Consider the following 24,810-nt stretch of genomic DNA (forward strand, 5'->3'; position numbering starts at 1 on the left):
TGCTGCGGCCGGACTCAGACGAGGAGGCCGATGGCGAGCGCGATGACGCCGAGCGCCGGGATGACGCCCTGCTTCAGGGCGGCGGACGCCTTGTCGGGGCTCGACAGCAGCAGCACGAGGCTCGCGGCGACCATCGATCCGGCGCCGGTGAAGACGAGAGTCGCGCCGACGGCCGTCGCTCCCGTGGCGAAGAGGACGATGCCGAGGAGGACGGCGACCGCGAGGAACAGGTTGTAGAAGCCCTGGTTGAACGCGAGCTCCTTTTGTCGCGCGGCCTCCTCCGCCGTGCCCGTGCCGAACGTGCGGCGAGCGCGCGCGCTCGTCCAGGCGAACGACTCGAGCCAGAAGATGTAGACGTGCACGAGTGCTGCGATGCCTGCGAGCACGAGTCCGGCGATGACCATGACAGTCCCCCTTCGACGCGGCGAGGCCGCGCATTCTGTATCGGTCGTTCCAATATATACTGGATCGAGCGATTCACAAAAGGGGCAGGAGCACGGCGAATGGGGCGCACACAGACCTTCGACACCGCGGAAGCGGTCCGCGCGGCACGCGGCGTGTTCTGGGAGCGCGGCTTCGAGAGCGCTCCCTTGCCGGAGCTCGAGCGCGCGACCGGCCTCAGTCGTTCCAGCATCTATCACGCCTTCGGTTCCAAGCGCGGACTCTTCGACGCCGCCGTCGAGAGCTATCTGGACGAGGTGATCCGCCCGCGCCTCGCCCCGTTGACGGGTGAGAGCGTGGCGCCGGAGGCTCTGGAGACCTACCTCGGCGGACTGCGTACGGCACTGCTGACAGCAGGCAGCCTCCCGGCGACGAGCGGCTGCCTGCTGGTCAACACCGCCGCCGCCCCCATCGGCACCGACGACGCGGTCGCCCGGGTCGTCGCCTCCTATCGCGCGGAGCTCCGTGCGGCGTTCGCCCGCGGCGTCCGGGCCGCCCTCCCCGAGCTCGCGGGAACGGAAGTCGCGACCCTGGCGGACGCCTCTACGGGTCTGGTGGTCTCCGCATTCGCCCTCGTCCGCGTCGCCCCCGACGCCGCGGCGAGTGCGATCGATGCGGCGCTCGCACTCCTCGCCGACCGGCGACGCCGCGCCTGAGGCCGCACGGAAACGGAGAACGCCTGGGAGGGCGATCCCTCCCAGGCGTTCGAGGCCGGCGTCAGGGGACGATGACGGCGCGTCCGCGGATGCTGTTCGACGCGAGGTCCTCGTACGCCTTCGGGCCGTCGTCGAGCGTGTAGCTCTCGGTCTGGACGTGGATCTTCCCGGCGCGGGCGAGGTCCAGCACCTCGATCAGTTCGGCGCGTGAGCCCCAGTAGGGAATGCGCACGGCGGCGTCGTAGGCGATCGAGCCGAACCCGAGCGTCATGCTGCCCCCGCCGATGCCCACGATGGTGATGTCGGCTTCGAGCGCGGCCACGCTCTGGGCCAGGGCGATCGTCGGGTTCGCGCCCACGAAGTCGAACACCGCGTTCGCGCCGAGACCGCCGGTGAGCTCGCGGATCTTCTCGGCGGCCGATGCATCGCTGATCAGCACGTGATCGGCGCCCACCTCGGTGGCGAGCTTCAGCTTCTCGTCGTTCACGTCGAGGGCGATGACCGTGGCCCCCGAGATGGCCTTGAGGATCTGGATGCCGACGTGGCCGAGACCGCCGGTGCCGATCACGACGGCGAACGTGCCGGCGCCGAGCTTCGGAAGCGAGTTCTTGATCGCGTGGTACGGGGTGAGACCCGCGTCGGTCAGCGAGACGTTCTGCACGGGGTCGAGGTCACCGAGCGGCACGAGGTGGCGCGCGTCGTCGACGATCATGTACTCGGCCATCGAGCCCTGGCTGCCCAGCCCCGGAGGACGGATGCCCTCGGCGGCGGCGTTCGTGCAGTAGTTCTCCTTGCCCATCGAGCAGTTGTGGCAGCGACCACAGCCCCACGGACCGTAGACGGCCACGGCATCCCCGACCTTGAGCGTCGAGTCGACGCCCTCGCCGATCTCGTGCACGATGCCAGCGCCTTCGTGCCCGAGCGTCAGCGGCAGCGGGTAACCCTGCTCGTGGTAGTCCTTCTCGGGGAGCCCCATGACGTAGTCGTCGGAGTGGCAGACACCACCCGCGGTGATCTTGAGCAGGACCTGGCCGGGGCCGGGCTTCGGAATCGGGATGTCGACCACCACCGGGGGCTTGCCGATCTCGACGTAGCGGAGAGCTTTCATGAGCATCTTCTTCCTGGCGTCGAGAGGTCTGCCGCGCGGTGCGGAGGCGGGGGCTCTCGATACCGTCCCTTCCAGTATCCGCCCGATCGGGGCCTTCCTCGTCTTCCGCAGGGCGGGCAGACACCGGCGGCCCCGGCAGCTTCTCAGCTCCTGGATTTTTCTCAGCCTGGTGAGCCGGCGTCGACGTCGCCATACTGTGCGGATGGATGCTGTTAACGAGTGGCTGCTGACCTGGGGCGACAACCTGTGGACATGGATCGTCCTTCCGATCGTCGTCCTCCTCGGGCTCTACTTCACGATTCGCTCGGGCGTCGTGCAGTTCCGTTTGATTCCGGAGATGTTCCGCACTCTGAAGGATCGAACGCCCCGCACGGAGACCGGCGAGCCTCAATCGGTCTCCTCCTTTCAGGCATTCACCATCTCCGCCGCTTCACGAGTGGGCGTCGGCAACATCGCGGGAGTGGGAACCGCGATCGCGATCGGCGGTCCCGGCGCGGTCTTCTGGATGTGGCTGATGGCATTCATCGGTGGAGCGTCCGCGTTCATCGAGTCCTCGCTGGCACAGCTGTACAAGAGGCGCGATAGGGACGGGTTCATCGGCGGCCCCGCCTACTACATGCAACGCGGACTCGGAGCGCGATGGATGGGCGTGCTTTTCGCCGTCATCCTCATCATCTGCTTCCCCATCGCTTTCAGCTCGTTGCAGGCGAACACCATCCAGGCGACGATCGCGGGCAGCCTCGGCGGAGAGTCTGCTGCCTGGCTGCCGTGGGTCACCGGCGGCGCACTCGCACTGCTCATGGGGCTCGTCATCTTCGGGGGCGTGCGCCGCATCGCCTCCGTCACCCAGACGCTGGTCCCGATCATGGCACTGCTGTATCTGCTTCTCGGCGTGGTGATCGTCGCGATGCACATCGAGCGCCTTCCCGGAGTCTTCGCCACGATCTTCCTCGAAGCCTTCGGCCCGAACGAGGTCGTCGGCGCAGCGCTCGGCTACATCATCCTCACCGGCGTCAAGAGGGGGATGTTCTCCAACGAAGCCGGACTGGGGTCGGCCCCCAACGCAGGAGCGAGCGCGGCGGTGACGCACCCGGTCAAACAAGGTCTCGTGCAGACGCTGGGCGTGTACTTCGACACCTTCCTCGTCTGCTCGATCACCGCGTTCATCATCCTGGTCTCGGTTCCAGACCTGGCCGGCGCCGAACGCGGCATCGGGCTGACGCAGGGCGCGGTCGTCAGCGCGCTGGGCACCTGGTCGAACATCCTCCTGATCGTCATCATCTTCCTGCTCGCGTTCAGCTCGATCCTCGGCAACTACTACTACGGGCAGACCAACGTGGAGTTCATCACCTCCCGCACCGGAGTCCTGCTCGGCTATCGTCTCTTCGCGATCGCCGCAGTGTTCGCTGGGGCCCTCGTCTCCGCCGATGTCGTGTGGAACTTCGCCGACGGCGCGATGGGATTCATGGCCCTCGTCAACCTCGTCGCGATCGCGCTGCTGTCCGGAATCGCCTTCAAGCTGCTGAAGGACTACACCCAGCAACGACGAGAAGGGCTGGACCCGGTCTTCACGAGGGCACGTCTTCCGGAGGTCAGCGGGATCGAGGTCTGGGAGGACGAGTTGTCGGTCACGGGACCGATCGATCTCCCCGCGTCGCGTCGGCGATGACCACATCCATCGCCGCCTCAGACGCTCAGTCTGCGAGACCGACGGAACGGAGATGACCCTGACCCTTGTCCCGGACTGAACGCTCGTTTAGCATGCTGACTATGCGTTCAGGAGCCGACGACCTCACCACCAGGGCGCGCATTCGCGACGCCGCGATCGTCCGGTTCAGCGAGCGCGGATTCGACGGCACGAGTCTGCGGCAGATCGCGCAGGATGCGGGCGTGAGCCCGGCGCTGATCCTGCACCACTTCGGAAGCAAGGAAGGACTGCGCGACGTGTGCGACGCGCACGTCGTGAGCACTTTCCTCGCCGAGCGAGACGGCATGACGGGTGCCGACGCCGCGCGCCTGATGCGGGAGGCATTGGACTCGTTAGAGGGTCGCAATATCGCACTGGACTACCTCGCCCGGATGCTTCTCGACGACTCCGCCGCGTCCGACCATCTCTTCGACATGTTCCTCGCCAGCACCAGAGACATGCTGCGCGAACAGATCGCCGCGGGCACGATGCGCGAGCAGTCCGACCTGGAAGCCACTGCCGTGTATATGACCCTCTACGGCCTCGGTCCCGTCATCCTGCGGCGGCACCTCGCGCGCGCCTTCGGAGAGAGCACGCTGACGACATCGCTGCTGGAACGGTCGACCGTTCCCGTGCTGGAGCTCTACACGCACGGGCTCTACGCCGACGACCATCTGCTCGTCGCCGCGAAGGAAGCGCTCGCCAGAAGCAGCGGGCCCTCCTCGGACAAGGGGGAGAACGACCCGAATCAGGACCCGGATCCTCCCCGCTGACGAGATCTCCGAACCTGGTCCCCCTTACCCTCCGAAAGGAGCAGGGCCATGACCCCTGCCATCGAACTCACTCACCTTCGCAAACAGTACGGTCGGCACACAGCGGTCGACTCCATCGATCTCCGCGTCGATCCCGGCACCGTGTTCGGGCTCATCGGCCCTAACGGCGCAGGAAAGACCACCACGCTGCGCATGATCCTCGACATCATCCGCCCCACGTCGGGCGCTATCCGGGTCCTGGGCGAAGACCCGCGTCGCGGCGGCCCGGCCCTCCGACGACGCATCGGCTTCATCCCCGGCGAGCTCCGACTCGACGACCGCACGACGGGACGCCGCATGCTCGACTTCTACACCGAGGTGTCCGGCCCGGTGAACCCCGGCACGATCGACCGCCTCGCGGACCGACTCGACCTCGATCTGAGTCGACCGGTGCGCGCGCTCTCGAAGGGCAACAAGCAGAAGCTCGGGATCGTCCAAGCCTTCATGCACGAACCGCCGCTGCTCGTGCTGGACGAGCCGACCAGCGGGCTCGACCCGCTCGTCCAGAGAGAGTTCCTCCACCTCGTCACCGAAGCCAGAGATCGCGGCCAGACCGTGCTGCTGAGCTCCCATGTGCTGAGTGAGATCCAGCAGACGGCCGACATCGTCGCCGTCCTCAGTCGAGGAAGGGTCGTGGCGGAGGGTGATGTGGCCTCACTCAGACTCGGCGCGATCCGGCGCGTACGCGTCGGTCTCGATACGACGGCAGCGACCCTGATCCGGGAGCAACTCGGTGCACTGCCGCAGATCTCCGAGCTCGACGTCCGCGGCGAGACGGACATCGTGCAGGTGAATGCCACCGTCGAAGGTGCCATCGACCCGCTGGTGAAGGTGCTGGCGCAGCACCACGTCCTCGACCTCGCGATCGAGGAACCAGACCTGGAGGAATCGGTCCTGCGGCTCTACGGTGACTCCTCGCGTCTCGAGGCGGGTGAGGGCGATGCGTGACGCGCTTCCCATCTTCCGGCGCGCTCTCCGCGAAACCTGGCGCGGAACGGTGGGCTGGACCATCGGCGTCGCGGCAGTGCTGCTCCTGTACCTGCCCCTGTTCCCGAGCATCGGCGGCAACGGGCAGATGCAGCAGATCATCGACAGCCTGCCCCCGGAGCTCGTGGGAGCACTCGGCTACGACCAGATCGGCACCGGGGCGGGCTACGCCCAGGGCACCTTCTACGGCCTCATCGGCTTCCTCCTCCTGACCATCGCAGGCACGTCCTGGGGAGCGGGCGCCATCGCCGGCGCGGAGGCGTCAGGGCGCCTCGAACTCGACCTGGCTCACGGTGTGGGACGGGTCGGATACGCGATCGCGTCCGCCTTCGCCATCCTCGCCCGGCTCGCGTGGCTGGGCGTGTTCGCGGGCGCTGTCGTCGCCCTGCTCAACGACTCGGCACAGCTCGACATCGATCCGATCCGCATCATCGACACCACCGTCGTCTTCGTCGGCCTCACGATGCTCTCGGGGAGTGCCGCGCTCCTGCTGGGCGCTCTCTTCGGTCGCACTTCCTGGGCTGTCGCAGGGGGCGCGGGAATCGCCGTCGCCGGGTACGCCTTCAACGCGATCGCGAACCAGGTGGAGAACGCCGAGTGGCTCCGGGCGATCTCACCGTACTCCTGGGCGTTCCACCAGGCTCCGCTCGCTCAGGGGTTCGATCCCCGCGGCGCCGTGGCGCTCTGGGCGGTGAACGTCGCATTCGTCGCCGCAAGCGCCTGGGCGCTGCGACGCCGCGATGTGATCGGCTGAGGCGATGCGCGGACCATCGTCGCGGGGGGTCTGCCATTTGTGATCAAACCGTTGCATTCGTTACCTCGCCGTTATACAGTGATCGCACGGTGAATGTTTGCTGTGGCATCCACCGCATGTGATTGCAGGACACTCTTGGTGCAAGGGACAAGGGCCGGTCGGGAGCCTCTCCGACCGGCCCTTTACTGCGCCCGGTACTCTGTGAGGATGACCGATCGGAAGCTCGCGCTGGAGGCCTGGGAAAGCCTGTTCCGCGCGCAGCACGAACTGTTCACCGAGATGGCAGCCGACTTCGACACCAGCGACATCACGCAGGCCGAGTACGACGTGCTGCTCACCGTCACGCGCTCGCCGGAGATGACCTCGCGCCTGCGCGACATCACCGCCAACATGCTCATCAGCCAGCCGAGCGTCTCCCGCCTCGTCGACCGGATGGTGACGCGGGGACTGGTCGCGAAGTGCGCCGACCCGGACGACGGCCGCGGCGCCCTGATCCGCGCGACGGACGAGGGCGCCCGGGCCTTCCGAGCGCTCGCGACCGTGCACGGCCGGTCGATCGCCGACCGGATGTCACGCCTCGACGACGAGGAGCTGCGCCTGCTGCGCGACCTCGCGGAGAAACTCCGCACCCGCTGACCGCTCCCCTCCTCCACAGGCAGGGCGGCGGGAGGAACGCCCACCGATACCGGCATGATGGCGCCCGACGCGGTGGCGGGCGTCTCTTTTCTGGCAGGGTGGGTTGCGCACGCCCACATCGACCGTGGGCATATCGGACCGCCCCCTCGGGGGGAACCAGGGAGGTCATCCATGGAGATCGCCGGAATCGTCGGCATCCTCATCGTCATCGGGATCGCGGTCGTCGCCGCGATCGTCGTCCTGCTGATCCTGCTGCTGTTCGCCCGCAGCTGGATCAAGGTGGCTCGCGCCGACGAAGCGCTCGTCATCTCCGGACGCAAGCAGAAGGTGCAGCGTGCCGTGATCGGCGCCGACGGCACGAGCAGCTCGGAGATGTCGGAATCGCCCGTCACGGTCATCGTGAACGGGAAGTCGCTCGTCAACCCGATCACCCAGCGCCACGAGATCATCTCCCTCCGCTCACGGCAGGTGTCGCTCAACGCCGAGGCCCAGTCGCTCGACAACGTGACGCTCAACGTCGACGGCGTCGCCATCGTCAAGATCGGCTCCGACCCGCTGCTGGTGCGCCGGGCCGCCGAGCGCTTCGCCTCCCAGGACAAGGCCATCGAGCAGTTCACCACCGAGCAGCTGGAGGGCGCCCTGCGCGGCATCGTCGCGACGCTCTCCGTCGTGGAGCTCATGCGGGAGCGCAAGAAGTTCTCCGACCAGATCGCCGCCGACGTCTCCCAGGAGCTCGCCGAACAGGGCCTCATCCTCGACTCCTTCCAGATCAAGGGCATCACCGACAAGGTCGGCTACATCCAGTCCCTCGGTGCGCCGGAGATCCAGGCCAAGCGCCAGGCCGCGGAGATCTCGCAGACCAACGCCGACCGCGCGATCAACCAGAAGAACATCGCCAACCAGGAGGCGAACCTCGTCGAGCAGACCGCTCTCGACACCAACACCGCCAACGCCAACGCCGGCATCGGCCGGGCCCGCGCCGAGGCGGAGCAGGCCGAGCAGCTCGCCCGCGCCCAGGCCGAGCAGGCCGTGCTGCAGCAACAGGCCGAGAACAAGCAGGCGCAGCTCGACGCCGACGTCAAGCGCGTCGCGGACGCCCAGCGGTACGAGGCGGAGACCCGCGCGCAGGCCGAGCTCTACACGCGTGAGCGGGCGGCCGAGGCGGCGGCGATCGAGCAGGTCAAGCAGGCCGAGGCGCGCACCCGCATCGCCGAGCAGCAGGCGCAGGCCGACAAGGCGCGCGCCGACGGTGAGGCTGCCGCCGCGATCGCGAAGGCGACCGGTGACGCGGATGCTCTGCGCGCCCAGGCGGAGGCCGAAGCCGAGGCCCGTCGCCTCCGCGCCAACGCCGAGGCCGAGGCGATCCGCGCCGAGGGTGAGGCCCGTGCAGCCGCTGTCGAGGCCGAGGCCAAGGCCATCGCCTCCAACCAGGATGCCTTCCTCTCGCAGCGCGTGCTGGAAGTGCTGCCGTCGATCATGTCGGAGTTCGCGAAGGGCTACGCCGCCATCGGCAGCGTCTCGATCGTCGGCGGATCCGCCGAGGACGGCGCGTCGAACGTCGTCGGCGCCGACAGCGCGAAGGCCATGCGCTCGGTGTTCGACAGCGTGCACTCCGCCACAGGCCTCGACCTGGCCGGAATCATCCAGGGGCAGGCCGTCGGTCGCGGCTTCGGAGCCGGAGTCGCCGAAGCGTCCGCACCGACCCCGGCGCCGCGCACGCCCGCACCGACCACCCCGCCGCCCCCCGCTCCTCCGGCTCGCGACGCGGAGTAAGCAGCACAGGACAGCGGATGCCGCGACCGACTCGGTCGCGGCATCCGCTGTCTGTCGTCGGAGCACCGCTTCCGCCGGTTCACAACTCAGGAGATCGGCAGGCACGGACGCGGCGATCCGTCCCGCTGCTCCGAATCCCCCCGGATCTCCTGAGTTGCGAACGGCTCCGGGCGTCGATCAACCGGGCAGACTGGACGGGTGACCCGCGCTGCCTTCGACCTCGCCGCCATCGGTGCAGGCCTGTCGTTCGCGGGCGCCCTCGAGGAGCTCTCCGCTGCCCTCGACACGAGCGGCTCCGTGGTGGTGACCGCGCCGCCGGGCACGGGCAAGACCACCCTCGTACCGCCGCTCGTCGCCTCACGAACCACCGACCGCGTGATCGTCACCCAACCCCGCCGGGTCGCCGCGCGTGCCGCCGCCCGCCGACTCGCACACCTCGATGGCTCCCCGCTCGGATCCCGGGTGGGCTTCACCGTCCGCGGCGAGCGCACAGCCGGGCCGGATACGAGGGTCGAGTTCGTCACCGCCGGCGTGCTCCTGCGACGGTTGCTGGACGACCCGGGACTCGACGGCGTGAGTGCGGTCATCATCGATGAGGTGCACGAGCGTGCCCTCGAGACCGACCTCCTCGTCGGCCTGCTCTCGGAGGTGCGGGAGCTGCGGGATGACCTCGTCGTCGTCGCGATGTCCGCCACCCTCGACGCTGCCCGGCTCGCCGCCGTCATCGGCACCGCCGAGTCCCCCGCGCCGATCGTCGACCATGACGTCGCAGCCTTCCCCCTCACCGAGCGCTGGGCTCCGAGTCCCACGCCCCGCCTCGACGAACGGGGAGTCACCCGCGGCTTCCTCGACCACATCGCGAGTGTCTCCGCCTCCGCCGCCACCGAGCTGGTCCGCGAAGACCCCGAAGCCGACGTGCTCGTGTTCGCCCCGGGCGCTCGCGAGGTGTCGGAGATCGCCCGACGCGTCCGCACTCTGAACGGCGCCTTCGACGTGCGGGAGCTGCACGGCCAGACCCCGCCGGCGGAACAGGATGCCGTGATCCGCGGTCGTGCACCGGGGGGCGTGCCCCGCATCATCGTCGCCACCTCGCTCGCCGAGTCGTCGATCACGGTGCCGGGTGTGCGGATGGTCGTGGACAGCTGTCTGTTCCGGCAGCCGCAGCGCGACGCCGCCCGCGGCATGACGGGTCTGGTCACCACCGCCGCCTCCCGTTCCTCGTGCGTGCAGCGTGCCGGACGCGCGACGCGTCAGGGCCCCGGCATCGTCGTCCGGTGTGTGGACGAGCGCGCCTACGCGGCGGCTCCCGCGCGTCCGTCCCCGGAGATCGCGACGGCCGACCTCACCGGCGCCGCCCTCCTCCTCGCGTGCTGGGGTGCCCCGGGCGGAGCAGGCCTGCGGTTGATCGAACCGCTGCGAGCCGACAGTCTCGCCGACGCCGTCGCGGTGCTTCGCGGTCTCGGAGCGATCGACGACGACGGGCGCGCCACGGCCGAGGGCCGCGTGCTGGCCCGCATCCCGACCGACCCCCGGCTGGCCAGGGCGCTGCGGGACGGCAGCCCCGTGGTGGGGAGCCGGCTCGCCGCCGAGGTCGTCGCGCTTCTGGGCGGTGATCAGCGCGTCCCGGATGCCGACGTCGCCCACGCTCTTGTCGCGTTGCGGGGCGGCGGGACTGCGGAGGCCCGTCGCTGGCGCGAGGACGCGCGTCGTCTGGAACGCCTCGCCGATCCGACGCCGGACACCCGCGCGGGTCTCGACGGCGTCGGTCTCGTGATCGCGCTGGCCTTCCCCGAACGTGTCGCCCACCGCGTCGAGCACACGGGATCGGGAGCCACGTTCCTGCTGGCCTCCGGCACGCGGGCCGGAGTGAGCGGTTCCCTCGCGTCCTCGGAATGGCTCGCCGTGGCCGATGTCGCCCGCGCTTCGTCCCGGGCGGCCGCCGGTTCCGGTGCGGTCATCCGCACGGCGGCGACCCTCACCGAGGAGCAGGCGGAGCGCGCGGCGGGCCCCCTGATGAGCGACCGCGTGGAGGCCGAGTTCGTCGGAGGTCGTGTGCAGGCCCGCCGCGAGCGCCGGATCGGTGCGATCCTGCGTTCCTCGGTGCCGGTGCGAGCGGCGGCATCGACAGGGCGGGATGCCGTGGCCCGGGCGGTCCGACGCGGGCGCCTCGGTATGTTCACCTGGTCCGACGGGGCGGAGGCCCTCCGCCGCAGACTCGCGCTGCTCCGACGTGAGCTCGGAGAGCCATGGCCCGATGTGTCGGACGCGGGGTTGATCGACGCCCTCGATGCCTGGATGGCGCCGGAGCTCGAGGCTCTCGCATCCGGCACCCCCGCGAGTCGGCTGGATCTGTCCTCGGCGCTGCGCCGTCTGCTGCCCTGGCCCGAGGCCGTGCACCTCGAGGCCCTCGTACCGGAGCGGCTCGAGGTCCCCAGCGGCTCCCGCGTCCGCATCACCTACCCGGAACCCGACGGGGATCCGACCGCACGCCCCGTCGTCGCGGTGAAGCTGCAGGAGTGCTTCGGGTGGGCGGCGACTCCCCGGCTGGTCGACGGTCGTGTTCCCGTCCTCTTCCATCTGCTGTCGCCCGCAGGCCGCCCGCTCGCCGTCACCGACGACCTCGCCTCGTTCTGGTCCGGCCCCTATGCCCAGGTGCGCGCCGAGATGCGCGGCCGCTACCCCCGGCACCCCTGGCCCGAGGACCCCTGGGCCGCCGTGCCGACGAAGCACACCAAGAACCGCGCCGCGCGCTGACCCAGGCCAGGACTCCGGCTCAGCGTGTACGCCGCCGCAGTGTGAGGGCGGCGAGCACCAGAGCGCCGACCGCGAAGGCCACGACGATGAGCAGCGGACCGAACACGTCCCACTCTTCGTCCCCCGCCGTGACGGCGTTGATCGTGTCGATCGCGTAGCTGAGCGGCAGCCAGTCGGAGATGGCGTACAGCACGTCGGGCATCTGGTCGCGCGGCATGAACAACCCGCCGAGGATGATCTGCGGGAACACCAGCAACGGCATGAACTGCACGGCCTGGAACTCGGTCTGGGCGAACGCGCTCGCCAGCAGGCCGAGGGCTGTGCCGAGCAGTGCGTCGACCACCGCGACGAGGCCCAGCTGCCACAGCGGTCCGTCGACGTCGAGCCCGCACACCCCGACCGCGAACGACACCGTGATCACCGCCTGCAGCACGGCCATCAGCCCGAAGGCGAGCGCGTACCCGAGGATGAAGTCGGCCTTCTCGAGCGGCGTGGTCATCAGCCGTTCGAGCGTGCCGGAACGGCGTTCGCGCAAGGTGGTGATCGACGTGATGAGGAACATCACGATGAACGGGAACAGCGCCAGGATGGCACCCCCGAACTGATCGAACACACCGTCCTGCTCGCTGAACAGCCAGGCGAAGAGACCGACGAGCAGGCTCGGGGCGATGAGCATCAGGGCGATGGACCGCGGGTCGTGTCGGAGCTGCGTGAGCACACGGCCGGCGGTCGCGAACAGCCGGCGGCCGTTCATGTCGCGTCCTCCTCCTGGCGCTCGTGCGCTTCTCGCCGCGCCCGCCGGGTGGTCGCGGCGCCGGCGGCCCTGTCACGTTCGATCAGCGCCAGGAACGCGGCCTCGGCGTCGGTCGTGCCGGTGTCGGCGAGCAGGGACGACGGCGTGGTGTCGGCGATGATCCTCCCCTCCCGCATCAGCAGCAGCCGGTCGCAGCGCACCGCCTCGTCCATCACGTGACTGGACACGATGAGCGTGACGCCCCGGTCGGCCAGCCGGCGGAACAGGGTCCAGAGCTCCGCCCGCAACACGGGGTCGAGTCCGACGGTCGGCTCGTCCAGCACGATCAGTTCCGGCGAGCCGATCAGAGCCACCGCGAGCGACACCCGCGTCCCCTGGCCGCCGCTCAGCGCATCGACGAGCTGCGTGGCCTGTGCGCCGAGGCCGACCTCCTGGATGACCCGGTCGACATCACCCTTCGGCGCCTTCAGGAGCGACGCGAAGTACGAGAGGTTCTGCCGCACGCTGAGGTCGCCGTAGACCGAGGCGCCCTGCGTACCGTAGGCCACGCGGTGCCGGAGCCGACGCGAACCGCCCGGCTCACCCAGAACGGTCACGTCGCCGGAGGCGATCCGCTGCACACCGACGATCGACCGCATGAGCGTGGTCTTGCCGCACCCCGAGGGGCCGAGGAGACCCGTGATCTGCCCGCGCGGGACGGCGAGGTCGATGCCGTCGAACACGGATACGGCCCCACGCCGCACGCGGAGCTGCGTGATCTCGACCGCCGCGTTATTCATCATGCGATGAATTATGCGCCTCGCCTCGTCGGGCGTCAACGGCTCGGTGGGCACAGCTGCGGAGCGCCGGATCGACACGCCGTCGCCGGCCCGTGCCGTCCGGCGCGGCGGCCGAGATCTCCGCAGCCGTGCCCGGGGACGCGGGCGTCAGTCGAAGAGGTAGCGCTGGACGGTGGGGCCGACGCGGCGGACGAGCTCGTCGACGGAGGCTCCGGCGAGCGCGGGGAGCTGCAGCACGTAGCGACCGATGAGCATGCCGGCGATCTGCGAGGCGACGAGGGCGGCGCGGAGGTCAGCGTCCTCCACGTCGAGGCGTCGTGCCACGCGGGAGAGCAGTTCGCGGGAGAGGAAGCCGGCGAGCAGGGGGGTCGTCAGCCTGCTCCCGATCGCCGTGCGCAGGAGCAGCATCCCGCGGCGGCGCACGTCGGGCTTCTCGAACGCGTCGAGCACATAGCGGACGAGCCGGGCCCCCGCTTCGTCCTTCGGCCCCGCGAGGATCTCCGGGACGTCGAGGTCGGGGCGCAACGGGATCCCGGCGGCCTCTGCGAACAGGTCGGCCTTGGTGCCGAAGTAGTGGTGGACGAGCGCGGAGTCGACGCCGGCGCGGGCGGCGATCGACCGCACCGTGGCGCCGTCGTACCCCTGCGCGCCGAACTCGTCGACGGCCGCGGACACGATGCGCTCGCGGGAGTCGGTGCCGCCGCGCGGGCGCCCGCGTCGTCTCGGCGCCCTCTGCTCGGTCATGCCCGTCAGCCTACGGCTCCGCGGAGCCTCGCTCGTCGAGCAGATGCCGGAGATACCGCTGCGGCTGCCCGAGGAACGAGCGCCAGTGGTTCACGATCTCGAGGTCCTCCCAGGCGGCAGGGCGGAGCCCCCACTCCCCGACCTCCAGGATGGTGGCGCCCGGGAGCGCCGCGAGCACCGGGGAGTGCGTGGCGCACAGCACCTGGCCGCCCTCGTCGGCGATGCGCTGCAGCACGGCGATCAGCGTGAGAGTCGAATGGAACGACAGGGCGGCCTCCGGCTCGTCCAGGCAGTAGAACCCCGGATCATCGAAGCGGCTGTCGAGCAGGGCGAGGAACGACTCCCCGTGGCTCATCTCGTGGAAGGGCACGTCGCCGCGCAGGGAGGGGTTCTCCTCGAGGTACGTGTAGAACGAGTGCATCGTCTCGGCCCGCAGGAAGAATCCCCAGCGGTGCGCGCCGACGCCCCGTTGGAGGCGCAGCCAGTCCGACAGCGGCGACTCGGTCGGACGTGTCCGGTGCTGCGCCTGCCGGGATCCGCCTTCCGGGGAGAGACCGTACGCGATCGCGATGCCCTCGACGAGGGTGGACTTCCCGCTGCCGTTCTCGCCGACGAGGAAGGTCACTCCCGGTCCCAGATCCAGTCCCTCGCGCAGCACCTGTGCCACCGCGGGGATGTTCGTCGGCCACGTCCCGTCCGGGGTCGGCGCCTCGTCGTTCGCCCGCACCGCGACGACCGGCTGCTGCCGCATATGCCTCTCCCTTCCCTCCTCCGTCGACCCACCCCTCTGTGTGCCTGCCACCCCTCTTCATGCGCACGCAACGGGCCGGAACGCACGAGAGGGGGTGGGTCGGCGAGGTCAGCACTCGATGACGTTCACCGCCAGACCGCCCTCGCTGGTCTCCTTGTACTTGGTCGACATGTCGAGACCGGTCTGGCGCATCGTCTCGACGACGGCATCCAGCGAGACATAGTGGCTCCCGTCGCCGCGGAGCGCGAGACGTGCGGCGGTGACCGCGGTGGAGGCGGCGATCGCGTTGCGCTCGATGCACGGGATCTGCACGAGTCCGCCGATCGGGTCGCATGTGAGGCCGAGGTGATGCTCCATCGCGATCTCCGCGGCGTTCTCGATCTGCCGGTTCGTGCCGCCCATCACCGCGGTGAGCCCACCCGCGGCCATCGCGCACGCGGAGCCGACCTCGGCCTGACACCCGCCTTCGGCGCCGGAGATCGAGGCGTTGGCCTTGAACAGCGACCCGAGGGCGGTAGCCGTCAGCAGGAACCGGCGGATGCCCCGGCGGCGATTGGCCTCCGCGATCTCCGCGTCCTCCCCGTCGAGTGCGGGAGCGGGCGGCGGGGCCCCGTCGAACCCGAGCAGCGCGCTGGCGACGAGCTCCCCGTACGGCGTCACCGCGTTCCCGGCGCCGAGCCCCGAGTCGGCGAGGAAGCGCCACCAGTACATCGCCACCGCGGGGAGAATGCCCGCCGCGCCGTTGGTCGGAGCGGTCACAACGCGCCCACCCGCCGCGTTCTCCTCGTTCACGGCCAGCGCGAACGCGCCGAGCCACTCGCCGGGCAGCTCTCGGTGCCCCTCGGCTTCGACCGCCTCGAGCTGTGCGCGGATCGTGCCGGCGCGGCGCTTCACCTGCAGCATGCCCGGAAGCACCCCGTCGGCGTGGAGCCCCGCGTCCACGCAGCCCGACATCGCATCCCAGATCGCGTCGAGGCCGGCGGCGACCTCCTCCTCGCTCCGCAGCGCCGTCTCGTTGCGGCGGGCGACCTCGGCGATGGACAGTCCCAGCTCGTCGCACAGGGCGAGCAGCGAGGCGGCATCGGCATACGGGTGCGGGAAGGCGCCGGTGGAGAGCTGCGCTTCCTCCCCCTCGCGCCGGATGAACCCGCCGCCGATCGAGTAGTACGTCTGCTCGAACAGGATGGTTCCGTCCCGGTCACGGGCGATGAGCGTCATGGCGTTCGGATGGCCGGGGAGGCGGGTCCGCGGCGCGAACACGATGTCGTCCTTCCGGAACGGCACCGCGTGGGCGCCGTCGATCCGCAGCGGCTCCCCCTCGGGGTAGGCGGACCAGGCCGCGCGCACCGCCGCCGGGTCACAGGTCTCGGGTGCCAGACCGCGCAGCCCCGCGACCACCGCGTCCGGGGTGCCATGGCCGATGCCGGTGGCGCCGAGCGAACCGTACAGCGTGCATTCGACCAGGGCGATGCGGTCGAGCTCGCCGGAGCCGGAGAGCCGGCGCGCGAAGTCGAGTGCCGCCCGCATCGGTCCGACGGTGTGCGAGCTGGACGGGCCGACGCCGATGGAGAAGAGGTCGAAGGCCGAGACGTACGCAGTCACCCCTCCAGGCTACGCCGACTTCGCGGATCCGGTTCACCGCGATTAACCGCGTCGCCGACGGGTCCGCGTCAAGGCCCTTCATCTCGCGTCGAGGCGGAGGCAGGCTGAGAGCACGACATCGCAGAAAGGGACGATCATGACCGACAGCACTCCCGAACCGACCGCGAACGACGAGCTCTCGCCCGAGGCGCAGACCCCCACGCCGACCCCCGCGTCCGACACCTCGGAGGGCGAGGCGACGACGCCGGAGCAGGCGGACTCCCCGGAGGACGCGGACCCGGCCGAGGTCCCGAGCACCGAGGAGCTGGAGGAGCCCAGCACCGAGAAGTCCCCCGGCGAGGAGCCGAAGGCCCCGAAGCGCGACGACCCGGAACCGGATCACGAGGCCGTCGGCCTCGGCGTCGACTGACCCCCTCCCCGAGACCCCGCACTACCGCCGAGACCCCGCCCTGCAGACGTCTGCAGGGCGGGGTCTCGACGCGAGAGCGGGGTCTCGGGGGTCTACTCGACGAGCTTGCCGGTCGTATCGACGTCGCGCATGAGCTCGGCGATCTCCTCGGGGATCGCGGGGATCTCCTCGCGGGTCACGCCGGCGGACGGGGACCACACGAGGTTCACCTGCAGCGTGGGATCGATGTCCGGGAAGTCGCTGCGGTTGTGGCATCCGCGAGTCTCCCGACGCTCCCGCGCCGCCTCCAGCGTGGCCCGGGCAGCGAGCGCGGAGGCCTTGAGGTCGAAGGCGTGCGCGAGGTCCTGGAATCCGGCGATGTCCGGGTGGATGCCGATGTCCTCCATCCGCCCCTCGATCATGTCGAGGTCCGCGAGGCCGGCGTTCAGCCCGTCCTCCGACCGCACCACGCCGGCGTACTCCGTCATGAGGTTGCGGATCGCGCGCTGCAGAGCCCGCACGTTCTCGCGCCCCTCCGCGGCGAGGAGGTCGTCGATCTCGGCACGCGCGGCGGCGACCGCATCGGCCGACCGGCGCTGGGCGTCGAGCCCCGCGGCGTGGGCCATGGCGGCCTGACCGACGATCCGGCCGTAGACGAGCAACTCGATGAGCGAGTTCCCGCCGAGACGGTTCGCGCCGTGGAGTCCGCTCGACGCCTCCCCGATCGCGTACAGCCCGTCGACGTCGGTCTGGTGGTCGTCCGGCCGCACCCACACGCCGCCCATCGAGTAGTGCGCGGTCGGCGCGATCTCGATCGGGTCCGCGGTGATGTCGAGCATCTGCAGCTCCATCATCGTCTGATAGACGCGCGGAAGCCGGGTCATGATGGTCTCGCGGGGCAGGTGCGACACGTCGAGCCAGACGCCGCCGTTCCCCGTACCGCGGCCCTCCTGGATCTCCGTGTAGGCGGCGAGCGCGACACGGTCGCGCGTCGACAGCTCCATCCGCTCGGGGTCGTACTTCTCAATGAACCGCTCGCCCCGGGCATTGCGGAGGATGCCGCCCTCCCCGCGCGCGGCCTCGGAGATGAGGGTGCCGGCGGCGTTCTCGGGCTCGATGATGCCGGACGGATGGAACTGCACCAGCTCGGGGTCGCGGAGTCGCGCCCCCGCCTCGACCGCGAGCCGGAAGGAGTCTCCGGTGTTCTCGTCACGCCTCGACGACGTCCGGCGCCAGATGCGGTTGTGCCCGCCCGCGGCGAGGATCACCGCGTCCGCATGGATGAGGTAGCGCGTGCCGTCCGCCTGATCGAAGCCGTACGCGCCGAAGATGACGTTGTCGCGCACGAGCAGACGGGTGATGTAGACGTTGTCGAGGATGGGGACGTCGAGCTGCTCGGCGCGGGCGACCAGCGTCCGCTGGATCTCGAGGCCGGTGTAATCGCCGGCGAAGGCGGTGCGGCGGTAGGTGTGCGCACCGAAGAAGCGCTGCGAGATGCGGCCGTCGCCCTCGCGGGCGAAGTCCATGCCCCAGCGCTCGAGGTCGCGGATGCCGCGCTCGGCGCCCTGGGTGACGATCTGGACGGTATGGGGGTTGGCGAGGAGGTAGCTTTCCTTGATCGTGTCCGCCGCGTGCTGCTGCCAGCTGTCTTCGGCGTCCATCGTGCCGAGAGCGGCGTTGATGCCGCCGGCCGCGAGCGACGTGTGGGCGTCCTGCCGCGGGCGTTTGCCGACGGCGAGCACGTCGACGCCGTGCTCGGCGACCTCGATCGCGGCGCGGAGCCCGGAGCCTCCGGTGCCGATCACGAGGACCGTGGTGGAGATCTGACGTTCGGGTGCATTCATGCTCTCGACGCTAGTTAGGCGATCCTAATAACTCCAATGCATAGTTTGTCTGGAAACCATGCGGGTACGCTATGGATATGAACCTCGAGCAGCTCCGCGGGTTCGTCGAAGTCGCCCGCCTCGGCCACTTCACCCGCGCCTCCGAGCACCTCCACCTCGCCCAGCCGTCGCTGAGCCGTCAGATCTCGACCCTCGAACGCGAGCTCGGCGCCGAGCTGTTCCATCGCGCGCGCGGCCACATCGCCCTGACGGCGGCCGGGGAGACGGTCCTCCCTCGCGCGCAGCGCATGCTCGCCGAAGCCGACGCCATCCGCGACGAGGTGGCCGAGCTCGCCGGGCTCCGCCGTGGACGGGTGCGACTCGGCGCCCCGCCCACCCTGTGCATCAGCCTCGTGGCGGAAGCTCTCAGCTCGTTCCATGCCACCCACCCCGGCATCGATCTGCACCTCACGGAGGGCGGCTCTCGCCTGCTCGTCGAGCAGCTCGCGGTCGGCGCGGTCGACATCGCCCTCGTGACCCAGTCCGAGGGTCCGGTGCCGGCAGGGGTCAGCCTCACGCACGTCCCGCTGCTCGCCGAGGAGCTCGTGGTGATCTCGTCGGCGGCGGCCCCTCCGGTGACCCACGGCTCGTCCGTGAGCCTGGCGCACCTCGCCACGCTCCCGCTCATCCAGTTCGACGAGAGCTACGAACTGCGCGCCGCGATGGACGCCGTCTTCCGGGCCGCCGATCTCACCCCGACCCTCGCGCTGGAGGGCGCGGAGATGGATGCGGTGCTGCGCTTCGTCGAGCGCGGCGTCGGCGTCGCGGTGGTCCCGGCGATGGTGCTGTACGAACGCCCCGCACTGCGATCCGCGCGTCTCGCCCACCCCGCGATGTCCCGGACGATCAGCCTCGCCCACCGCTCCGACGTGACGCCCGCCGTCGCGGTCGCCGCGATGCGGTCGGCGATCATGGCGACGGCGGCCGACCTCGCGGAACGCGATCCCGCTATCACCAGCCTGCTCTGACCGCGGCACCTGCCCCCGGACAGCGAAAACCCCCGCCGCTTCCGCGACGGGGGTTTCCGTACTGTCTCAACACAGTGTGCGCCTCGAGGGACTCGAACCCCCAACCTTCTGATCCGTAGTCAGATGCTCTATCCATTGAGCTAGAGGCGCAGGACCCGCGGTGCTTTACCGCTCAGCGGGCCGACGACCAGCCTACAACAGACGAGACCGGAAAGCGAAACGAGGGCTCACTCCCCCTTCGCGGCCACCTTCTCCTGCTTCTTCCGCCGCTTCTCCCTGGCCCGCTGCTGCGAGGAGAGCGCCTGCAGGTCGACGAGCCGCAGTGCCTGCATCCGCGCCTCACGCATACGTGCGTAGTCGGGATCCTGATCGGGTCGCATGCCCTCGACGCGCAGTCGACGGTCGAGGTTGTGCCGCACGTCGGCCCAGGCCGCCGCGCGCGCCTCCTCGACGATGCTCTCCAGCTGGGCACGGTCATCCATCATCTCGCGCAGACGCTGCGCGACGCCGAGCGACTGCTTCGCCCGCCTCCGGAGATTGCGCACATCGCGGTCGCGGTAGTCGTGCGTGCCGACCGGATCGGAATGCCGACCGCGGGCGCGCTTGCGCAAGGCCGTGACCGTGGCCGCGGCCTCCTCGGACTCCTCGGCCATCGCCCCGAGCGCAGCCCTCGCATCCTCGACGTACTTGTCGAGGTCGAAGACGCCGTCCTCGGCGATGGTGCCGATGAGGATGTGATTCTTCACGGCGAGGCGCGCAGCGGCCGTCGCGATCGCGACGCCTTCGGCGATGGCATCCGCAGTCCGTCCCACCGGCACCTCCTTCTCTCGAGCGTACCGGTACCGATGCCGCGCAGTCTCGGCCGGATTGGCTCTGGATCAGCATGCCGCACACCTCCGACATCGAAGCCCGTGTCGGGCCGGGGCTAGCGGACGACCCCGACCCAGATACCGGAGGCCCAGGTCTGCTGCTCGCCGGAGCACCCGACCGAACCCGGGAAGCCGCGGACGACGGCCATGCAGTTGGCCAGGAACTCCGGATCGCCGCCGAACATCGTCGCGTAGGCGCCGGACGAGGTGAGGGCACCCCAGACCCGGAACTGATGGATGTGGGCGAGCTCGTGCGCCATCGCCCAGTTCAGGCGTCCGTCGCTCCACCCGGTGATGTCGGCACGGTACTTGATGTAGCCGTTGCTGTTGGCGCAGGCCGGCGATGTGCCGCCCGCACACGACGACGACTCGTACAGCCCGACGCCCCCGCCGCCCACCCGGTCGAGGGCCGCGCGCACCCGCGCATAGCCGTCCGGCCCGCTCGACGTCCACACGGGCCCGCCGGGACCGGCGCTCTGCGATGCCTGCCACCCTGCGACCTCGGTGCCGACCTTCTGCGTGAGCGCCTCGACCGTCGCGGTCGCCGCGACCACGGTGTCGGGATCGTGGCGCTCGGCGCGCACCGTCTCCTGAGCCGACCGGGCGGACGCGAGATGCGCCGCGGTGTCGACCTTGCCGTCCGCACCACGGAGGACGGCCGCGAGCGTCGAGAGCTCTTCGAGGAACGCGGGACGCACGGCCAGCACGGCGGCCCGATCCGCGGTGTCCTGCTCGGCCTGCGCGACGGCGCCGGACAGGTGGTCGGTGCGCTGCGCGGCGTCGTGCGATCGGTCGGCCAGAACGGAGAGCTGCGCCAACGCCTCCGCCCGCTCGTGGTCCAGCGCGTCGGCCCGGGCGACGACGGCCGCCGCGAGGAGCACGGCCACCGACACCGTCACCGCCAGTTTCCGGCGCATCACGGCAGGAAGCCCGTCGTGTCCGAGAGATCGGCGTCCTGCTCAGCGATACGGGACCGGAGTTCGGTGAGACGCTCCGCGAGGGCGAGGTTCTCCGTCTGCGACTCGTCGAGCACGTCCTCGATCCGAGCGATCTCGGCCTTCACAGCGGCGACGTCCGCGGCACGCTCCTGGTCGGCCACGACGAGGAGCGCAGCACCGCCGAGCAGGAGGATTCCCCCGACGACGACAGCAAGATTTCGCATCTCGCTCCCCAGGACAGCGCGAACAGACCGGACCGACTCCGACCGGACAAGGATACAACCGGCCTTCCGCGCGGTGGGGGTGTCATCGCAGACGGACGCGCTCAGCCGGTCACGGTCTGCGCCAGCCGTCGTTCGGCTGCCGAATGTCCGCTGGCCAGGTGAGCGGGGACCATCCGGCGCACCGCCTCGACGTCCCGCGCGGCGACGGCCTCGAGGATGACGCGGTGCTCGTCCGCCATCGCCGCCAGATCGTCGTGTTGTCCGAACAGCCACCGCAGGCGGGTCAGGAACACCGCGATGAGCTCGCCCAGCATCTCGTTGCCCGCCAGATCGACGGCGATCTCGTGGAACTCCGCCGCCGCTGTGCGCGCGGTCTCGGCGTCTCCTGCCCGCGCCGCCGCAGCCTCGCGCTCATAGGCATCCCGCAGGCGTGCGAGCCCGGCGGCGTCATGCCGCTCGGCCGCGAAGACGAAGATGAGGGTCTCGATCGCCTCCCGCACCTCGGCGAAGTTGCGGATGTCGTCATGGGTGAACTCCCGCACGACCGCCCACGTCCGCGGTCGTGCGACCACCACGCCCTCCGCGACCAGGGTCCTGATCGCCTCCCGCACCGGGAGACGCGACACCTGCAGCTCGGCCGCGATGTCCCGTTCCACGAGACGCGATCCCGGTGGGCGTCGCCCGAGCACGATGTCGTCTCGGAGGATCCTCGTGACCCTGACCGACTCGAGTTCCCCGCCTACCCCCACAGCCCCCGCCATCCGGGCATTCTCGCACCCCGGCCCGGGATTGGCCAAGTTTGGTATCCCAGACCGGAGGCGCGAGCCGACTCAGGGCAGACGGTTCGCCCGCGCGACGTTCGCGGTCAGCTCTTCCGCGTTCTGCCGGACGACGTACGCCGGACGGTCGCGCTCGACCCGCCACGACTCGCTGAGCGGGCCGACGTTGACCGTGTCGAAGCCGGCCTCGTCGTAGAAGCGGGTCACGAAGGCCACAGCCTCGGCGTCATCACCCGCGGTGGCCAGCGCCCGCCGGTTCGGCGTACCGGCCGGAGTCCCGTCGGTCGTGATGTCCGCGGCGTAGATGTGGTTGAACGCCTTGGCGATCCTCGATTCCGGGAGCTGCGCCTGCACGAGCTCGGACGTGGTGGTCTCGCCCTTGTCGAGGGACTCGATGTGCCCGTCGCGCTCGAAGTAGTAGTTGTTCGTGTCGAGCACGATCTTCCCGGCGAGCTGTGCGGCGGGAAGCTGATCGATCGCGTGCAGCGGCACCGTCACCACGGCCACGTCCGCCGCGGCGGCCGCTTCCTCCGCCGTCGCCGCCTTCGCGTGCGGCCCGAGCTCTGCGACGAGGTCGGCCAAGGTCTCCGGCCCTCGCGAGTTCGCGATCACGACGTCATAGCCGTTGGCCACCGCCACTCGGGCGACCTGGCTGCCGATGTTGCCTGCTCCGATGATTCCGAGAGTTGTCATGCTCGGGCCAACGCCTGCCGCCCGATGCTATTCCCGGTCCGAGACAGGAGCGGACGAGGTCAGAGGCGCGTGAGCGCGTCCTCGGCCGCCACCCAGGCGAGCATGGCGCACTTCACGCGAGCCACATACCGGGAGACCCCGCCGAGGGCCGCGGCGTCGCCGAGCAGCTCCTCGTCCGGCTCGATCGTGCCCCGGGAGCGCATCGCTTCGCGGAAGGCCGCGATGCGCACCTCGAGCTCGTCCACGGTGAGGCCTTCGGCGAGCTCGGCGAGCAGGGAGGCGGATGCCTGGGAGATGGCGCACCCGTGCCCCTCCCACGCGATCGCCTCCACGTCGCCGTCGGCGCCGCGATGCACCTGCAGGGTGATCTCGTCGCCGCAGGTCGGGTTGAGCTGATGCGACTGCGCCGCGATCTCCTCGCGCAGCCCGAAGCCGTGCGGCGTGCGCGAGTGGTCGAGGATCAGCTCCTGGTACAGGCTCTGCAGGTCGCTCATGCGCCCCTCCCGAAGAACGCGATCGCCCCGGCGACCGCCTCGATGACGGCATCCACCTCGGACGCTGTCGTGTACAGATAGGTGCTCGCCCTCGTCGACGAGGTCACACCGAGCCGGCGGTGCAGCGGCTGCGCGCAGTGGTGCCCGACGCGCACGGCGATGCCCTGGTCGTCGAGGAACTGCCCGACGTCGTGCGAGTGGATCCCGGAGACGTCGAAGCTCGCGAGCCCCACGCGCGGCAGGTCGATGCCCGCGCCCAGGACCCGCACGCCGTCGATCGCCCCGAGCCCGTCGACGAGTCGCTGCCCGAACGCGGCCTCGTGCGCGGCGATGCGATCCATCCCCACCGCGGAGAGGTAGTCGACCGCGGCGGCGAGCGCGATCGCCTGGGACACCCGCTGCGTGCCCGCTTCGAAGCGCTGCGGCGGTGGCAGGTATTCGGCCTCGGTCGTGGTGACGGTCGTGATCATGGAACCGCCCGTGAGGAACGGGGGCATCGCGGTGAGGACCTCGCGACGGCCGTAGAGCGCCCCGATGCCGGTGGGGCCGAGCATCTTGTGGCCGGAGAGGACGGCGAGATCGACCCCGAGCGCGTGGAGGTCCAGCGGCAGGTGCGGAGCCGACTGGCACGCATCGAGCAGCGTGAGGGCGCCGACCTCCCTGGCCAGCGCGACGAGGGTCTCGACGGGGTTGATCACGCCCAACACGTTCGATACGTGGGTGAAGGCCACGAGCTTCGTGCGCTCCGAGATGAGCTCCGCGGCCGCATCCAGACGGAGGGCCCCGTCGTCGTCGAGCGGGATGACCCGGAGCGTGGCCCCGGTGCGCGCAGCGAGCTCCTGCCAGGGGATGAGGTTGGCGTGGTGCTCCATCTCGGTGGTGACGATCTCGTCCCCCTCGCGGAGCCGGAGGCCTGCAGCGGCGGCACCGCCCCGGCCGAGCGAGGCATTGGAGAGGGAGTAGGCGACGAGATTGACGGCCTCGGTGGCGTTCGAGGTCCAGACGATCTCGTCGTCGTCGGCGCCCACGAAACGAGCGAGCGTGCTGCGGGCATCCTCGAACAGCTCGGTCGCCTCTGCCGCGAGCGTGTGGGCGCCGCGGTGGACGGCCGCGTTCATGGTGGTGGCGAAGCGTCGTTCGGCGTCGAGCACGGACTCCGGACGCTGCGACGTCGCGCCCGAGTCGAGGTACGCCAGGGGGTGGCCGTGCACGCGGGTGTGCAGGATCGGGAAGTCCTCGCGGATCCGCTGCACCTCGGTCTCGGTCAGCGGGGTGATCACGTCGACTCCGGGAGAAGCGCTCATCGTTCCAGTCTCCCATCTTCCGCGTGGCCCGG

25 protein-coding genes and 1 tRNA gene are annotated in these 24,810 nt (G+C 70.2%); 10 read left to right on the forward strand and 16 right to left on the reverse strand.

Annotated features, from left to right (window positions below; all coding sequences use genetic code 11):
• Positions 1-14 precede the first annotated feature (14 nt).
• Complete coding sequence (locus AB0N68_RS16370) at positions 15-404, reverse strand: DUF1304 domain-containing protein (RefSeq protein WP_187663270.1); 390 nt, start codon at positions 402-404, stop codon at positions 15-17.
• A 99-nt stretch (positions 405-503) separates the two neighbouring features.
• Between AB0N68_RS16370 and AB0N68_RS16375 the strand changes: the two genes are divergently transcribed.
• Positions 504-1,097, forward strand: a complete 594-nt coding sequence (locus AB0N68_RS16375) for a TetR/AcrR family transcriptional regulator (protein ID WP_259953485.1) — start codon at positions 504-506, stop codon at positions 1,095-1,097.
• A gap of 61 nt (positions 1,098-1,158) precedes the next feature.
• Here the strand turns inward: AB0N68_RS16375 and AB0N68_RS16380 are convergent, their stop codons facing one another.
• Positions 1,159-2,205: an NAD(P)-dependent alcohol dehydrogenase gene (locus AB0N68_RS16380; protein WP_259953491.1), complete on the reverse strand. Its 1,047-nt coding sequence runs from the start codon at positions 2,203-2,205 to the stop codon at positions 1,159-1,161.
• A 202-nt stretch (positions 2,206-2,407) separates the two neighbouring features.
• Here AB0N68_RS16380 and AB0N68_RS16385 point away from each other — a divergent pair, with 202 nt between their 5' ends.
• From AB0N68_RS16385 to hrpB, 7 genes are all read left to right on the forward strand, one after another.
• Complete coding sequence (locus tag AB0N68_RS16385; RefSeq protein WP_259953493.1) at positions 2,408-3,874, forward strand: alanine/glycine:cation symporter family protein; 1,467 nt, start codon at positions 2,408-2,410, stop codon at positions 3,872-3,874.
• Positions 3,875-3,975: 101 nt separating this feature from the next.
• Complete coding sequence (locus AB0N68_RS16390) at positions 3,976-4,665, forward strand: TetR/AcrR family transcriptional regulator (protein ID WP_280567502.1); 690 nt, start codon at positions 3,976-3,978, stop codon at positions 4,663-4,665.
• 48 nt (positions 4,666-4,713) lie between these two features.
• Positions 4,714-5,652 carry an ABC transporter ATP-binding protein gene (locus AB0N68_RS16395; RefSeq protein WP_280567499.1) on the forward strand — a complete coding sequence of 313 codons (939 nt, stop codon included), beginning with the start codon at positions 4,714-4,716 and terminating at the stop codon, positions 5,650-5,652.
• Entirely contained in the window at positions 5,645-6,445 is an 801-nt protein-coding gene (locus AB0N68_RS16400) for an ABC transporter permease subunit (RefSeq protein ID WP_280567495.1), read from the forward strand. Before AB0N68_RS16395 ends, AB0N68_RS16400 begins: the two co-directional genes overlap by 8 nt.
• Positions 6,446-6,652: 207 nt before the next feature.
• Positions 6,653-7,081, forward strand: coding sequence for a MarR family winged helix-turn-helix transcriptional regulator (locus AB0N68_RS16405; protein WP_280570147.1), 429 nt, complete (start codon positions 6,653-6,655; stop codon positions 7,079-7,081).
• A 171-nt stretch (positions 7,082-7,252) separates the two neighbouring features.
• The gene (locus AB0N68_RS16410) at positions 7,253-8,854 is read left to right on the forward strand and encodes an SPFH domain-containing protein (protein WP_292794563.1); all 1,602 of its coding nucleotides are present in this window, start codon (positions 7,253-7,255) and stop codon (positions 8,852-8,854) included.
• Between the two features lie 198 nt (positions 8,855-9,052).
• Positions 9,053-11,608 (forward strand): ATP-dependent helicase HrpB, encoded by a 2,556-nt coding sequence (hrpB, locus tag AB0N68_RS16415; RefSeq protein ID WP_363333108.1) that lies wholly within the window; start codon positions 9,053-9,055, stop codon positions 11,606-11,608.
• A 19-nt stretch (positions 11,609-11,627) separates the two neighbouring features.
• On the opposite strand, the gene AB0N68_RS16420 is transcribed toward hrpB, so the two are convergent.
• The 5 genes from AB0N68_RS16420 to AB0N68_RS16440 all read right to left on the reverse strand — a co-directional run bounded on the left by AB0N68_RS16420 (position 11,628) and on the right by AB0N68_RS16440 (position 16,238).
• Positions 11,628-12,362: an ABC transporter permease gene (locus tag AB0N68_RS16420; RefSeq protein WP_292794557.1), complete on the reverse strand. Its 735-nt coding sequence runs from the start codon at positions 12,360-12,362 to the stop codon at positions 11,628-11,630.
• A complete protein-coding gene (locus AB0N68_RS16425; protein ID WP_370428398.1) occupies positions 12,359-13,141 on the reverse strand; it encodes an ABC transporter ATP-binding protein in 783 nt (260 codons plus the stop codon). Before AB0N68_RS16425 ends, AB0N68_RS16420 begins: the two co-directional genes overlap by 4 nt.
• 147 nt (positions 13,142-13,288) lie before the next feature.
• Entirely contained in the window at positions 13,289-13,885 is a 597-nt protein-coding gene (locus tag AB0N68_RS16430; protein WP_292794551.1) for a TetR/AcrR family transcriptional regulator, read from the reverse strand.
• Positions 13,886-13,895: 10 nt separating this feature from the next.
• Entirely contained in the window at positions 13,896-14,636 is a 741-nt protein-coding gene (locus AB0N68_RS16435) for an AAA family ATPase (RefSeq protein WP_187663259.1), read from the reverse strand.
• A 108-nt stretch (positions 14,637-14,744) separates the two neighbouring features.
• On the reverse strand, positions 14,745-16,238 hold the full coding sequence (locus tag AB0N68_RS16440; protein ID WP_292794549.1) for an L-serine ammonia-lyase, iron-sulfur-dependent, subunit alpha: 1,494 nt from the start codon (positions 16,236-16,238) through the stop codon (positions 14,745-14,747).
• 136 nt (positions 16,239-16,374) lie between these two features.
• Between AB0N68_RS16440 and AB0N68_RS16445 the strand changes: the two genes are divergently transcribed.
• Positions 16,375-16,647 (forward strand): hypothetical protein, encoded by a 273-nt coding sequence (locus tag AB0N68_RS16445; RefSeq protein ID WP_280569267.1) that lies wholly within the window; start codon positions 16,375-16,377, stop codon positions 16,645-16,647.
• A gap of 92 nt (positions 16,648-16,739) precedes the next feature.
• On the opposite strand, the gene AB0N68_RS16450 is transcribed toward AB0N68_RS16445, so the two are convergent.
• The gene (locus AB0N68_RS16450; protein WP_292794546.1) at positions 16,740-18,470 is read right to left on the reverse strand and encodes an L-aspartate oxidase; all 1,731 of its coding nucleotides are present in this window, start codon (positions 18,468-18,470) and stop codon (positions 16,740-16,742) included.
• A gap of 71 nt (positions 18,471-18,541) precedes the next feature.
• Between AB0N68_RS16450 and AB0N68_RS16455 the strand changes: the two genes are divergently transcribed.
• On the forward strand, positions 18,542-19,477 hold the full coding sequence (locus AB0N68_RS16455; RefSeq protein WP_370428368.1) for a LysR family transcriptional regulator: 936 nt from the start codon (positions 18,542-18,544) through the stop codon (positions 19,475-19,477).
• Positions 19,478-19,554: 77 nt separating this feature from the next.
• Here the strand turns inward: AB0N68_RS16455 and AB0N68_RS16460 are convergent.
• The 8 genes from AB0N68_RS16460 to AB0N68_RS16495 form a co-directional block, all read right to left on the reverse strand.
• Positions 19,555-19,627 (reverse strand) — tRNA-Arg (locus tag AB0N68_RS16460).
• A gap of 77 nt (positions 19,628-19,704) precedes the next feature.
• Positions 19,705-20,289, reverse strand: coding sequence for an asparagine synthase (locus AB0N68_RS16465; RefSeq protein ID WP_187663254.1), 585 nt, complete (start codon positions 20,287-20,289; stop codon positions 19,705-19,707).
• A gap of 113 nt (positions 20,290-20,402) precedes the next feature.
• Positions 20,403-21,263 carry a hypothetical protein gene (locus AB0N68_RS16470; protein WP_292794539.1) on the reverse strand — a complete coding sequence of 287 codons (861 nt, stop codon included), beginning with the start codon at positions 21,261-21,263 and terminating at the stop codon, positions 20,403-20,405.
• The gene (locus AB0N68_RS16475) at positions 21,263-21,508 is read right to left on the reverse strand and encodes a hypothetical protein (protein ID WP_292794537.1); all 246 of its coding nucleotides are present in this window, start codon (positions 21,506-21,508) and stop codon (positions 21,263-21,265) included. The genes AB0N68_RS16470 and AB0N68_RS16475 overlap by 1 nt, the downstream gene beginning before the upstream one ends.
• A 101-nt stretch (positions 21,509-21,609) precedes the next feature.
• Complete coding sequence (locus AB0N68_RS16480; RefSeq protein WP_187663251.1) at positions 21,610-22,269, reverse strand: GntR family transcriptional regulator; 660 nt, start codon at positions 22,267-22,269, stop codon at positions 21,610-21,612.
• Between the two features lie 69 nt (positions 22,270-22,338).
• Positions 22,339-22,980, reverse strand: coding sequence for an NADPH-dependent F420 reductase (locus tag AB0N68_RS16485; protein WP_268777612.1), 642 nt, complete (start codon positions 22,978-22,980; stop codon positions 22,339-22,341).
• Between the two features lie 59 nt (positions 22,981-23,039).
• On the reverse strand, positions 23,040-23,474 hold the full coding sequence (sufU, locus tag AB0N68_RS16490) for a Fe-S cluster assembly sulfur transfer protein SufU (protein WP_187663249.1): 435 nt from the start codon (positions 23,472-23,474) through the stop codon (positions 23,040-23,042).
• On the reverse strand, positions 23,471-24,778 hold the full coding sequence (locus AB0N68_RS16495) for an aminotransferase class V-fold PLP-dependent enzyme (RefSeq protein ID WP_268777613.1): 1,308 nt from the start codon (positions 24,776-24,778) through the stop codon (positions 23,471-23,473). Before AB0N68_RS16495 ends, sufU begins: the two co-directional genes overlap by 4 nt.
• Positions 24,779-24,810 lie beyond the last annotated feature (32 nt).

Origin of the sequence: Microbacterium meiriae (genome assembly GCF_040685015.1) — a bacterium.
GTDB lineage: Bacteria > Actinomycetota > Actinomycetes > Actinomycetales > Microbacteriaceae > Microbacterium > Microbacterium meiriae.